This window comes from Rubrobacter marinus (assembly GCF_011492965.1).
Classification (GTDB): Bacteria; Actinomycetota; Rubrobacteria; order Rubrobacterales; family Rubrobacteraceae; genus Rubrobacter_F; species Rubrobacter_F marinus.
The window spans coordinates 812,947-826,189 of record NZ_CP045121.1; the positions used below are offsets into that span (position 1 = coordinate 812,947).

Genomic DNA, 13,243 nt, shown 5'->3' on the forward strand with positions numbered 1-13,243 from the left:
GGCCTTCGGACGCCCGCCGGAGCGGGGGCGGGATCCGGCCCCTCCGAGACTGTAAGCTGACGGCCGACAGCCAGGAGACCGGAGGTTTTGCCATGGAGCCCAGAAAGTTCCCGCTCGACGAGAAGGCCATTCCCGAGAGCTGGTACAACATCGTCCCGGACCTGCCGTTCGGGCTGGAGCCGCCGCTCAACCCGGCGACGAGGGAGCCCGCGGGCCCGGGGGACTTCGCGCCGATCTTCCCGGAGGAGATCATCCGCCAGGAAGTGACGACGGACCGCTACGTCCCGATCCCCGAGGAGGTGCGCGAGACCTACGCCCTGTGGCGTCCGACCCCGCTCTTCCGGGCCCGCCGCCTCGAGAAAGCCCTCGGCACCCCCGCCCACATCTACTACAAGTACGAGGGGACGAGCCCCTCGGGCTCGCACAAGCCGAACACCGCCGTCCCCCAGGCCTTCTACAACAAGCAGGAGGGCGTGAGGCGCCTCACCACCGAGACGGGCGCCGGACAGTGGGGCTCCTCCCTCTCCTTCGCCTGCGGGGCTCTGGGCCTCGAGTGCACGGTCTACATGGTCCGCGTCTCCTACGATCAGAAGCCCTACCGCCGCATCATGATGCAGACCTACGGCGCCACGGTCCACGCGAGCCCGTCCGACCTCACCCAGGCCGGTCGCGACGTCCTGGCCGCGGACCCGGAATCTTCGGGCTCCCTGGGGATCGCCATCAGCGAGGCGGTCGAGGACGCGGTGAAGCACGACGACGCCAAGTACGCCCTCGGGAGCGTCCTCAACCACGTCCTGATGCACCAGACGGTCATCGGCGAGGAGGCGCTGAAGCAGATGGAGCTGGCCGGCGAGTACCCGGACGTGGTGGTCGGCTGCGTCGGCGGCGGCTCGAACTTCGGGGGCGTGGCCTTCCCGTTTATCCGGGAGAACCTGAAGGGCGGCAAGGATACGCGCATCGTCGCCGTCGAGCCCGCCTCCTGCCCCACCCTCACCAAGGGCCGCTACGTCTACGACTTCGGCGACACGGCGGCCACCACGCCGATGATGAAGATGTACACGCTGGGCCACTCCTTCGTGCCGAGCGGCATCCACGCCGGGGGCCTTCGCTACCACGGCGACTCCCCCATAGTCTCGGCGCTCGTCCACGAGGGCCTCGTCGAGGCGCGGGCGTACCCCCAGAACCCGACGTTCGAGGCCGGCGTGATGTTCGCCCGCACGGAAGGCATCCTCCCAGCCCCCGAGGTGACGCACGCCATAAAGGCGACGATAGACCTCGCGCTGGAGGCGAAGGAGGCGGGGGAGGAGAAGGTCATCCTCTTCAACCTCTGCGGCCACGGGCACTTCGACCTCGCCGCCTACGAGGCCTACATGGCCGGCCGGCTCGTCGACCTCGAGTACTCCGAGGAGGAGATCGACCGCGCCGTGGCGCAGATACCGGGCTAGGGAAGCCTACACGCCGGGGGACGCGCGGCCTCCGGCCGGACCTCCGCCCTCGACGAGCCCCGTCGGGGGCGGAGGTCCCGGGTTCGAGCGCCCGGAAGGGCCGGCGCCCGAGGACGGGGCGACGAGGAGCTCATCCCCGCGCCCGGGAAGATTTAACCTCCGCTTTACGACGCGGAAACAACGCGGACCGGCCGCGCCGCTAGTATTTGCCGGTCGCGTGGTGTCGTTGGAGAACGGAGGCGTCTTGAACGAGCGGGCCGAGGGGTTGAAGGATTTCTACGTCAGTCGCCTGGACTTTCTGAAGTACTCGCTCGCGACGGGTGTGGCGGTGTGGGCCGGTACGCTGGCCCCGCGCGGGGTCGGGATCGGCGAGGCGGAGGCGCAGGCCCTCTTCGGGACGAACCGGGTGGACCCCGCGCTCTTCCCGCAGAGCGTGGCCTCCGGAGACCCGGCGCCGAACGGGATCGTGCTGTGGACCCGCGTCCGCAGGGCCGCTACGGCGAGCGGCAGGGTGAGGGTCGGCTACCGGGTCGCCCTCGACGACGGCAGGAGCGACGCCGAGGCGTTCGCCAGGCCCGTGCTGAGCGGGGTGGCCGAGACGAGCGCCGCGCGCGACCACACCCTGAAGGTGCAGCTCCAGAGGGCGGAGCTCAAGCCGTACAGAAAGTACCGCTACCGCTTCTACTACGCCGGCCGCGCGAGCAGGACCGGCCGGTTCAAGACCCTTCCCGCGCCGAACGCGGACGTCGGGAGGCTCTCCTTCGGCTACATCTCCTGCCAGGACTACACCAACGGCTACTACAACGCCCTCTACCACCTCGCCCGGGAGCAGAACCTGGACTTCGTCGTTCACCTCGGGGACTACATGTACGAGACGACGGCCGAGAGCTCCGGGCAGTCGAGCTTCCAGGGCGGCGGACCGCCCGAGCGCAACTTCACCTTCCCGGACGGCGGCCGGGAGTGCCTGACCCTCCAGGATTACCGGTTCGCGTACAAAAAGTACAAGACCGACCGGCACCTGCAAGAGGTGCACGAGAAGTACGCCATGATCATCGTCTGGGACGACCACGAGTTCGCCAACGACGCGTACCAGACCTACGCCCCCGACGAGGGCGGCACCGACGCGACCCCCTCCAACAACCCCCGCAGGCGCGAGGCGGCGAACCGGGCCTGGGCCGAGTTCAACCCGGTGAGGGTCGCCTACGACGCCGCGAAGGACCCGTTGAGCGAGATCGTGATCTACCGCTCCTTCGACTTCGGCAACCTCCTGACGCTCGTGATGACGGACGAGCGTCTCTACCGCGACGGCCCCCCGGCCGGCAACGAGACGACCGACCGCTACGTCACCCCCGGCACGGGGGCCGAGGAGGCGGAGGGGCGGACCATGCTCGGCACCGGGACGCCGGGCGAGAACAACCTGCCCCGCCCCAACCAGCTGAGCTACTTCCTGAACAGGATCACGCGCTCCACCCGGCGGTGGAAGGTCTGGGGGAACGAGGTCACCTTTATGCAGAACAAGGTGGCGAACACCTACCTCGGCGGGGACGGCCTCTTCCCGAGCATCGACCCGGCCACCGCCCCCGAGGGCATCTACATCACCCTGGATCAGTGGGACGGCTACCAGGCGGAGCGCCGCTTCATTACCCGGAGGCTGCGCGACGACCGGACGCTGCCCGGTCCCGCGGGCGTGGAGAACTTCGTCAGCATCACCGGCGACATCCACTCCTACATCGCGGGCTACATCAAGGAGGACTACGACAACCCCGTGAGCCAGGGCGAGAACCGGCCCGTCGGGGTGGAGCTTATCTGCGGCTCCGTAACGTCCTCGAACCTCACCGAGATCGCGACGATGGGCTTCGGCGCGATCCCCTACGCCCCCGACGCCGGCCAGTTCACCGCCGCCGTGACGGCGAGCAACCCGCACATAAAGTACTTCAACTCCAACGACCACGGCTACAACCTGATGGAGGTGACGAAGGACGCCCTCGTGTGCACGATGAAGCGGGTCAGGCTGACCGGCCCCGTCACCCCGGAGAACGACGGCAGCGCCATAAAGGAGCGCGACCCCCGGAGGACCTCGAGCGAGGTTCTGAGGCGCTTCAGGGTCCCGGCCCGGGGCTCGACGTTCGCCGGCCAGCCCGTGACGGGACCCCTCCTCGTCGACGAGACGACCGGCGTACCCGTGCCGATCCCCGCCGATGCCCCCGTCCCCTCCCCCGGGCCCGGAGGCGTGGCCTGAGCGGCGGCCCCGGGGCGAAGGGTACGAGCCCCGCGGCGGCGGGCCGGGAGGTCGACCTCCCGGCCCGCCGCCGCGCGTGTCGGGGAACACAGAGCGCGACCGCTGCGGTTTGGCGCCGTCTTCGGCGGGGAATGGCAACGGCGTCAGTACTTCTCCATAGGGGTTCGTTTATGAATACCGGAAACAATCCGGGTGGCCAGATGGGCAACCTGCCGCAGGACCAGCAGGAGTTTCTCAACCGCTTCCAGCAGCAGGGCCCGGCCGGCCTCTCGCCGCAGGAGGCGCAGGCCCGTTACGGGCAGGTGGCGCCGCAGCTTCCGCCGCAGGTCTTTCAGCAGTCGGCGCAGGACGTCTTCGCGCACATGACGCCCGAGCAGCGGATGCAGCTCGGCCAGCAGCTCGTGCAGTCCGCGCGCCAGCAGGGGATGAGCTTCCCGGACGCCAACGGCGACGGCATCGACGACCGCATGCAGGACCCGGCGTACCTGGCCCAGACGACGACGCGGGTGCAGCAGGAGCAGCCGGGCCTCCTGGGCGGCCTGCTCGGCGGCCTGGCCGGCGGCGGCGGCGGCAGCAGGCCTTCGGGGGGCATGGGACACGCCCCCGCGAGCGGCGGCGGGGGCATGCTGAGCAGCCCGGTCGCCAAGGGGGTCATGGGCGGCATCGCGGCCTACGGCCTCTCGCGCATGCTCGGCGGCGGAGGCCACCACCACGGCGGCGGCTTCTTCGGAGGCGCCCCCATGATGATGGGCGGCATGGGCGGCGGCTTCTTCGGCGGGGGCATGGGCGACGAGATGTACGAGGAGGGCTACGAGGAGGCCGTCGAGGACATGGGCGGCGAGGACTTCGGTGGCGGGGACTTCGGGGAGTAGCGAGCCGCCCGTAGCCCTCGCGGCTACCGCAGGCTTCCAGCGGGGAGGGCCGGCTTCGTCGCCGGACCTCCCCGCTACTCCGTGGCTCGGAGGCCCTCGCGCCGGTCGAACTCGTTGGAGAGCACGCTCGCGGCCTGGATGACCGGGCTCAGGGCGGGGCCGAACGGCGGGGCGTAGGCGAGGTCGAGGTTGACGAGGTCGGGGTAGGAGAGCCTGCCCCAGATCGCGGTGGCGCAGATGTCCACGAGCTTGTCGGCCGTCTCGCCGACGGCCTCGGCGCCGACGAGCCGGCCCGTCTCTCCGGCCGCGATCAGCTTCAAGAGGCCCTTCTGGCCGCCCGGGTAGTAGGAGGCCGTGCTCACGGTCGTCACCTGCGCCGTGACGGGGGAGAGGCCCGCGTCCTCGGCCTCCTCCTCGGAGAGGCCCGTGCCCGCCACGGCGAGGTCGAAGACCTTGAAGATGCCGGTCCCCAGGACGCCGGGGAACTCCAGCCCCCCGCCGTCCCCGGTCCCCAGCGCGGCGTTCGTGCCGGCGACCCGGCCCATCTGGTTCGCGGTGTCGCCCAGGGGGACCCAGGTCGGCCCGCCCGTGACGAGATCCGTCGACTCGACGCAGTCCCCGGCGGCCCAGACGTCCGGCAGGGAGGTCTTGAGACGGCTGTTCACCCGGATGGCGCCGGTCTCCCCGATCTCGGCCCCCGCGGCCTTCGCCAGGGCGACCTCCGGCCGGATCCCGACGCCCAGGATCGCGATCTCGGCCTCGACCTCCCGCCCCCCGAAGCGCACCGCCCGGAGCCGCCCCTCGTCTTCGTCGCCCACGAACGCCTCGACCGGCGCCCCCGTGAAGACCCGCACGCCCTTCTCCTTCACGTGAGCCTCGATCGTCTCGCCGACCTCGGGGCCGAACGCGCGCGCGAGGCCGTCCGCGGCCTCGACGAGGGAGACCTGCATGCCAAGCGCCGTCAGGTTCTCCGCGACCTCCAGGCCTATGTAACCGCCCCCGACCACGACGGCCTTCTCCGGCGAGTGCTCCCTTATGTGGCGCGCGATGGCATCCGTGTCGGTGAGGAAGCGCAGGGGGAAGACGCCGTCGAGGTCGGCGCCGTCGACCGGGGGGACGACGGACTTCGCGCCCGTGCAGACGATCAGGCGGTCGTAGGAGTCCTCGAAGGTCTCGCCGGTCCCCAGGTTTCGGACGACGAGCCTCTTCTCCTCCGGGTCTATCTCCTCGACGCGGTGCCCGGCGAGGGTCCGGATGCCCTTCTCGGAGAACTCCTCGGGGGTCCGGGCGACGAGGTCCTCGCGGCGCTCGACCACGCCCGAGATGAGGTACGGCAGCCCGCACTCGGAGATGGAGACGTCCGGCTCCTCCCCGTAGATCGTCACCTCGAGGTCGGGGTCGAGCCTCCGCGCCCGCGAGGCCGCCTTCGTCCCCGCCGCCACCCCGCCGATCACGACCAGACGCATCCCTACCCGCCCTCCGTTAGCTCCCGTACCGTCTCAACGCCCGGAGTCTACCGCCGGGGGCGGGGCCGCGTGGGGTTGGGGTTCACGGTTTCGGGGCCTATCCCGGGACGCCAAAGGGCCCCCGCCCTGATGGGACGGGGGCCCTCGTAGAAGCTCGTGTCGGCTTGCCCTTAGGCGGCCTTGGCGGCCTGGAAGCGGCGCTCGGCCTCGTCCCAGTTCACGACGTTCCACCAGGCCTGGATGTAGGCGGGACGCTTGTACTGGTAGTTCAGGTAGTAGGCGTGCTCCCAGACGTCTAGCCCGATGATCGGGATCTGGCCGCTCATCAGGGGGCTGTCCTGGTTGGCGGTCTGCTCGATGGAGAGCCCGCCGCCGCCCGGGGTGGTGACGAGCCAGACCCAGCCGGAGCCGAAGAGTGCGCCGGGGGCACCGGCCGCGTTGAACTGCTCCTGGAAGGCGTCGAAGGAGCCGAAGGACGAGTTTATGGCCTCGGCCAGATCGCCGGTCGGCTCGCCGCCGCCGCCCTGACCGGCCGGGGCGAGAATCCGCCAGAACATCGCGTGGTTGGAGTGGCCGCCGCCGTTGTTGACGACCGCGCGGCGGATGTCGTCGGGGACGTTGTTTATGTTGGCGAGAAGCTGGTCCACGTCACCGGGGTCCGCCTCCGGATGCTTCTCCAGCGCGGTGTTCAGGTTCGTGATGTAGGTGTTGTGGTGGTTGTCGTGGTGGTAGTGCATCGTCGCCTCGTCGATGTGCGGCTCCAGCGCGTTGTAATCGTATGGGAGCGGCGGAAGTTCGTAAGCCACGGTGGTTTCTCCTCTCGCTAGACTACAAGTCTGCAATATACCCAGGAGCCCGCAAATCTAACGGTAGGCTCCCGGCGTCGAGGCTGTAGAATGGTCCGGATGCGGCAGTACGAGTTTTTCGAGAGGCCCGGGCTCGAGGAGGCCCTGGGCGAGGCCCGGGCCCGCGAGGCGAGGCGCCTCGTGGACCGGGCCGTCCGCTCCAGCGCCAGCGGAATCGTCATCACCGACGCCCGGCGTCCGGGGAACCCCATCGTCTACGTCAACCCGGCCTTCGAGTTCACGACCGGCTACGGGGCGGCGGAGGCGCTCGGCCGGAACTGCCGCTTCCTGCAGGCCGACGACCGCGACCAGCCGGCCCTCGGCGAGCTCCGGGCGGCGATCCGGGAGGGGCGCGAGTGCCGGGTCGTGCTGCGCAACTACAAAAAGGACGGCACGCTCTTCTACAACGAGCTCTCCGTCTCGCCGGTGCGCGACGAGGGGGGCCGGATCGTGAACTTCGTCGGGGTGCAGGACGACGTCACGGGGCGCAAGCGCGTCGAGGAGGAACTCGCGAAGAGCGAGGAGCGGCTGCGCCTGGCCACCGAGGCGACGGGGCTCGGGACGTGGGACTACGACCTCGTGGCCGGAGACCTGCGGTGGGACGAGCGGTGCAAGGCCATCTTCGGTCTCCCCCCGGACGAAGACGTGGACTACGACGCGTTTCTGGCGATGCTCCACCCCGAAGACCGCGAGCGGGTGGACCGGGTGGTCGGCGAGGCCCTCGACCCCGAGGGCGGCGGGGCCTTCGAGACCCAGTACAGGACCGTGCTGCCGGACGGGACCGAGCGCTGGGGGCTTGCCCGGGGCCGGACGGTCTTCCGGGAGGGGCGCGCGGTCCGCTTCGTGGGGACGGTGCTCGATATTACCGAGCGCAAGCGGGCCGAGGCGGAGCGCGAGCGCCTGCTCGCCCGGGAGCAGACCGCGAGGGAGGAGGCCGAGGCCACCAGAAAGCGCCTCGCCCTGCAGGCGCGGGCGGGGACGGTGCTCTCGGCCTCCCTCGACTACGAGGCCACCCTGGCCCGCGTGGCGCGCCTGACCATCCCCGAGTTCGCGGATTTCTGCATGGTGGACGTGCTCGGGGAGGACGGCTCGCTGCGCCAGCTCGCCTACGCCCACGCCGACCCGGCCGAGGAGGGCGTGCTCGGCGAGCTAGCGCGCTACCGCGAGCACGACGCCGAGGGGCTCGAGGATGCGCGCCGCGTCTCCGCGTCGGTGCTCCGCTCGGGGGAGGCCGTGCTGCTCTTCGAGGCCGAGATGCTGACCGGCGCGTTCCGCAACGAGGAGCACCGCGCCCTCGTCCGCCGCCTCCACCCGCGCTCGTGCATCTGCGCCCCGCTCGTCGCCCGGGGCCGGACCCTCGGGACGATCACCTTTGCCCGCAACAAGCCCGGCTCCCGGTACGACCCCGAGGACCTCTCGCTCGCCGAGAGCTTGACGGCCCGCTGCGCCTCCGCCATCGACAACGCCCGCCTCTACGCCTACCAGACCAGGGTCGCCCGCGCGCTCCAGGGGAGCCTCCTGCCGTCCTACCTCCCGGAGGTGCCCGGCTTCGAGGTCGGCCTCCACTACCTGCCCGCCGGCGAGGCGAACATCGGCGGGGACTTCTACGACCTCTTCGAGGCGGGCGAGCGCTCGGAGGGGCGGCCCGGCCCGGACGGGGAGCGCCCTCCCTCCTCCTGGGGCGTCGCCGTGGGCGACGTCAGCGGCAAGGGACCGGATGCCGCGGCCGTCCTGGCCCTCGCCCGCTACACGATCCGGGCCGCCGCGATGCACCGCACCCGCCCGGCCTCCATCCTCGCCGACCTCAACGAGGCCATGCTGCGTCACGGGCGCGAGCGCGAGGCCAGAAAGTTCTGCACCGTCGCCTACGCCCGGGTCGAGCCCGACGGACGGGGGGCCAGGGTCTCGGTCTCCCGCGGCGGGCACCCCGCGCCCATGCTGCTCAGGGCGGACGGGGCGGTCCGACCCGTCGGCTACGCCGGCCGCGCCATGGGCGTCTTCGCCGACCCCAGGCTCACCGAGCAGGAGGCCCGGCTGGAGCCCGGCGACGCCCTCGTGCTCTTCACCGACGGGGTCACCGAGGCCCGAGCCCCCGACGGGACGTTCTTCGGGGAGGAGCGCTTCGCGGATCTTCTCCGATCCTCCGCCGGCCTCGACGCCACGGCCCTCACCGCCCACCTGGGCGACGCCGTCTGCGGCTTCCAGAACTACGACCTCAACGACGACGTCGCCATCCTGGTCCTGCGCGCCGTCTAGACTTCCCGGGGGCTACCCGGGCTCCGCCCCCTCGCCTCGCGCGCGACGCCGCCGCCTGACGACCGACAGCCTCCACAGCCCGAGGGCGGCGAGTGCTGCGGCGGCGAGCTGCGCCGTCCAGATGGCCGCGGGCAGCCGCGCGTCGAGGAGGGCGCCGGCGACCACGGGGCTCAGGCCGTAGGAGGCGCCGAAGCAGCAGCCGAAGAGGGCGAGGTAGGTGCCGCGCCGCGCCTCCGGGGCGAGCTCGGCGGCGAGGGAGGCCCCGGCGACCTCCAGGATCATCTCCCCCAGCGTGAAGAACCCGGCGAAGGCGAGCAGGACGCCCCAGAAGCCGTCCGCGAGGAGCAGCGTCGCCGAGGAGGCCGCGAAGAGCGCCGCCCCCGCCCCGAGCGCCGCGACCTTGGAGCGCCCGTCGAGCAGGGCCGAGACCGGCAGCTGCAGCAGCACCACCGCGAGCCCGTTCCCGGCGAGAAAGTACCCGACCTGGGCGTCGGTCAGGCCGAGAAAGTTCTTGGAGTAGACCGGCAGCGCCTGCCAGTCCTGCGTGAAGACGTAGTACAGCAGGAACCCCACGCCGAGCAGGACCAGGAACGGCCCGTCCGCGAACGCCGCCCGCAGCCCCGGGGCGCGGAGGGCTCGGGGCGCGCCGGACCGACCCTTGACGCGGCCGGGCAGCGACTCGCCGAGCGCGAGCGCCATGGCGCAGAGGACCACGAGCGTGAGGGCCGAGGCCCCGACGAACATCGCCCGGTACGCCCCCGGCGAGGCCCCGGCCGAGGCGGCGATGGCGCCTGCGGCAAGCGGCCCGAGGGCCCAGCCGACGTTCCCCCCGACCCTCACGAGGCCGTAGGCGCGCGCCCTCACGCGTTCAGGGGTGACGTCGGCGACCGTGGCGTTGCGGGCGGCGTCGAACATGCTCGCCCCCGCGAGCCCGGCGAGCACGCAGATGGCGAGGTAGCCCCAGAAGCCCCCGACGAACGCGAAGGCGAGAAACGTCGTCGCGTTCCCGAGGAGGGCGAGCAGGACGAGGGGCTTGCGGCCGTAGCGGTCGGACAAAGGGCCCGAGATCAGCCCCGAGGCCACGCTCGTCGCGGCGAGCGTGCCGAGGCCCACCCCGATCAGGGAGAGCGGGATGCCGACGATGTTGTGGAAGTAGATCGTGGAGAACGGGAAGTAGAGCCCCTGCCCGAACCGGAAGACGAGCATCGCCGCGAGCAGGAGCCACACCCGCCGGTCGAACGCCGGCAGGATCTCCCGCCACGCCCGCCGGCCGGGGCCGTCCCTCGCCGTCTCCCCCTCGTGTTTCTCCACCCCGCAATCATAGACGCCGCCGGGGCTCGACCCGGGGAAACCGGACACGCCCCGGGCCGGTCGTTCTGTTTTACTGTCCGCGTCTTCGGGAGGAGGGGCGTGATCGGAAGGGGCGGGAGGGATCTGGGGGGGCTGCCGGGGACCCTGGCGGGCCTCGCGGGGGAGTTGAGGGAGGGGGCGGTCTCGCCCGTGGAGGCGACCGAGGCCGCGCTCGGGCTCATCGAGGAGCGGGACGGGGAGCTGAACTCCTTTATCACCGTGACCCCCGAGCGGGCGATGGAGGTCGCGCGGAGGGCGGAGCGGGAGATCCGGGCGGGCCGCTACAGGGGACCCCTGCACGGCGTGCCGCTCGGGCTGAAGGACCTCATCCCCACGGCGGGGGTGCGCACCACGATGGGCTCGGCCTTCTTCGAGGGGCACGTCCCGGGCTACGACGCCGCCGTCGTGGAGAAGCTCGAGGAGGCCGGGGCGGTCCTGGTGGGCAAGAACAACACCCACGAGTTCGCCTACGGCACGACCGGGGACCGCTCCCGCTTCGGGCCCGTGCGCAACCCTCACGACACCTCGAGGATCTCCGGTGGCTCCTCCTCGGGCTCGGGGGCCGCGGTGGCGGTGGGCCTCGTCTACGGCGCTCTGGGGACGGACACGGGTGGTTCGATCCGCATCCCCGCCGCCTTGTGCGGGGTGGTCGGGATGAAGCCGACCTTCGGGAGGGTGAGCAAGCGCGGCGTCTTCCCCCTCGCCTGGACCCTCGACCACGTCGGCCCCCTGACGCGGACCGTGAGGGACAACGCCCTCCTTCTCAGCGCCCTGGCCGGGCACGACCCCGAAGACCCGTACTCCGTGCGCAGGGCCCCCGAGGACTTCGCCCGCGACCTCGGGCGCGGGGTCCGCGGGGGCGTGGTCGGCGTCCCCTCCGGCTTCTACTTCGATGGTCTCGACGGCGAGGTCGCGGAGAGGGTGGCGGAGGCGATCGGGGCGCTGCGCGGGCTCGGGGTACGGACGCGCCCCGTCGCGGTGCCGCTCCTCCGAGAGACCCTCGACGCCCAGCGGCTCGTCCTCGCCGCCGAGGCCTACGCCGTGCACGCGCAGCGCCTGCGGTCGGAGCCGGAGAGGTTCGACGAGGAGGTCCGCGAGCGGGTCGCCGCCGGCGAGGCGCTGCTCGCCCACGAGTACGCCGTGGCGCAGCGCACGAAGCTCGCGTCGCTGCGGGTCTTCGACCGGGCGCTGGAGGGGGTGGACGTCCTGCTCGCGCCGACGGTGCCGCTCCCGGCGACGGAGATCGGGCAGCGGGAGGTCCGCATCGCCGGGCGCGAGGAGCCCGTGCGGGCGTCGCTGAACCGCTTCACCGGGCCCACGAACCTCAACGGCCTGCCGAGCCTCTCCGTCCCCTGCGGGCGCACCGCCTCCGGCCTCCCCGTGGGCCTCCAGATGGTGGGCCGCCCCTTCGATGAGGCGACCCTCTACCGCTACGCCCACGCCCTCGAGCAGGCGGCCGGGGTGTAGGACAGCTAGGAGGAACAACGCCCTCGCGCCGAGCGCGAGCGGACCTTCGGGCAGCGTATCGCTACCGAAAGCGTCTCCCGGTCGTGGCGCTTAGCGAGTACGCTGGTCGTTCGTCCCTGGAAGTCGCCGCAGAAGGAGGAGTCTTCGGCCGAGCCCGTTTTCCGGTGCGTGATGACGGCGCTGGCTGAGGGTGAGTTGCCGAAGGGCCCGGGGATCACGAGCACGACCGACGGGCAGAACGGCAACCACGCAGGAATTCACGCCCGCGTCCGGCGGGGGACCGCATGGGGCGCGTCTAGGAGACCGCGTGCTTCCGGACCGGCGGCTCGGCGATGGAGGTCTGGAGGGTCGCCTTGCCGGAGCGCAGGCGCACCCAGAGCACGATGAGGAGGCTCCCGGCCACGGACGCCACGATGTCCACGAGGCCGGCCTCCGGGCCGAAGGGGCCGCCGGTCAGGAAGGTCGGGCCGCCCTGGCTTATCTCGATAAAGCTGGCGCCTATGTCGTCCATGCCGCTCACCGGGAAGCCGAAGACGTTGCCCTGAAAGAAGTTCCAGGTGATGTGCAGGCCGATGGGGATGGCGAGCCTGCCGGTCAGGACGTAGCCGACGCCGAGGAGGAGGCCCGCGAAGGCGATGTTGATCGTGCTCACGAGCGAGCTGCCGGGGTTCGCCAGGTGGGCGAGGCCGAAGACGGAGGACGAGAGTACCCAGGCCAGCAGGATCGCCCCGCGAGGTCCGATGCCGGGGTAGTCGAGCCCCTCGGCCATGTTCTTGAGCTGGTAGCCGCGGGAGACCAGCTCCTCCCCGAACCCGACGCAGAGGAACAGGACGAGGGGCGCGAGGATCGCCAGGGGGAACGACGAGGTCCCCCCGCCCGTGGCGAACGTCCCGGTGATCCGAACCCAGCCTGCCGCCAGCTCCACGAGGAAGATGCTCGTCATCAGGACCGCGCCGAGGAGGAGCCCGAAACCGAGGTCGATCCACCATTCGCGGCTCAGCCCGAGCCCGAAGCCCGAGAAGGGACGCCGGTCCAGGAAGCGTCCCGCCAGCCACACGCTCACGAGCGCCGCCACCAGGCTCAGGAGGCCGCCCAGGACCAGGGCGAGGGGCGAGGAGCCGAGCCCTATCCCCCCGCCCGGCGGCTCCGACGATCCCCCGGAGGCCAGCGCGAGGACCGCGAGCGCCAGGACGCCGAAGGCCAGCTGCACGGCGAAGTACACGAAGACCTGGAAGAGCAGGCGCCAGGGCGCCCGCGGCCTGCGCTCGTGCTCGTTGACAAAAAACCCCAAGGCATCCCTCGT

At 71.5% G+C, this 13,243-nt stretch carries 9 protein-coding genes; 5 read left to right on the forward strand and 4 right to left on the reverse strand.

Annotation, left to right across the window (positions count from 1 at the left end):
- Positions 1-92 precede the first annotated feature (92 nt).
- The 3 genes from GBA65_RS04085 (at position 93) to GBA65_RS04095 (ending at position 4,556) form a co-directional block, all read left to right on the forward strand.
- The gene (locus GBA65_RS04085) at positions 93-1,445 is read left to right on the forward strand and encodes a TrpB-like pyridoxal phosphate-dependent enzyme (protein ID WP_166395495.1); all 1,353 of its coding nucleotides are present in this window, start codon (positions 93-95) and stop codon (positions 1,443-1,445) included.
- Between the two features lie 244 nt (positions 1,446-1,689).
- Entirely contained in the window at positions 1,690-3,684 is a 1,995-nt protein-coding gene (locus GBA65_RS04090; RefSeq protein ID WP_166395496.1) for an alkaline phosphatase D family protein, read from the forward strand.
- A gap of 170 nt (positions 3,685-3,854) precedes the next feature.
- The gene (locus GBA65_RS04095) at positions 3,855-4,556 is read left to right on the forward strand and encodes a hypothetical protein (RefSeq protein ID WP_166395497.1); all 702 of its coding nucleotides are present in this window, start codon (positions 3,855-3,857) and stop codon (positions 4,554-4,556) included.
- Positions 4,557-4,630: 74 nt separating this feature from the next.
- Here GBA65_RS04095 and GBA65_RS04100 read toward each other — a convergent pair whose 3' ends face one another.
- A complete protein-coding gene (locus GBA65_RS04100; protein WP_166395498.1) occupies positions 4,631-6,022 on the reverse strand; it encodes an FAD-dependent oxidoreductase in 1,392 nt (463 codons plus the stop codon).
- 170 nt (positions 6,023-6,192) lie between these two features.
- Positions 6,193-6,828 (reverse strand): superoxide dismutase, encoded by a 636-nt coding sequence (locus tag GBA65_RS04105; protein ID WP_166395499.1) that lies wholly within the window; start codon positions 6,826-6,828, stop codon positions 6,193-6,195.
- Between the two features lie 99 nt (positions 6,829-6,927).
- On the opposite strand from GBA65_RS04105, the gene GBA65_RS04110 reads away from it, so the two are divergent.
- Positions 6,928-9,123, forward strand: coding sequence for a SpoIIE family protein phosphatase (locus GBA65_RS04110; RefSeq protein ID WP_166395500.1), 2,196 nt, complete (start codon positions 6,928-6,930; stop codon positions 9,121-9,123).
- Between the two features lie 12 nt (positions 9,124-9,135).
- On the opposite strand, the gene GBA65_RS04115 is transcribed toward GBA65_RS04110, so the two are convergent.
- Positions 9,136-10,482 (reverse strand): MFS transporter, encoded by a 1,347-nt coding sequence (locus GBA65_RS04115; RefSeq protein ID WP_166395501.1) that lies wholly within the window; start codon positions 10,480-10,482, stop codon positions 9,136-9,138.
- Between the two features lie 51 nt (positions 10,483-10,533).
- Here GBA65_RS04115 and GBA65_RS04120 point away from each other — a divergent pair, with 51 nt between their 5' ends.
- Positions 10,534-11,940 (forward strand): amidase, encoded by a 1,407-nt coding sequence (locus GBA65_RS04120; RefSeq protein ID WP_166395502.1) that lies wholly within the window; start codon positions 10,534-10,536, stop codon positions 11,938-11,940.
- A gap of 295 nt (positions 11,941-12,235) precedes the next feature.
- Here GBA65_RS04120 and GBA65_RS04125 read toward each other — a convergent pair whose 3' ends face one another.
- Positions 12,236-13,231 carry a CPBP family intramembrane glutamic endopeptidase gene (locus tag GBA65_RS04125; protein WP_166395503.1) on the reverse strand — a complete coding sequence of 332 codons (996 nt, stop codon included), beginning with the start codon at positions 13,229-13,231 and terminating at the stop codon, positions 12,236-12,238.
- Positions 13,232-13,243 lie beyond the last annotated feature (12 nt).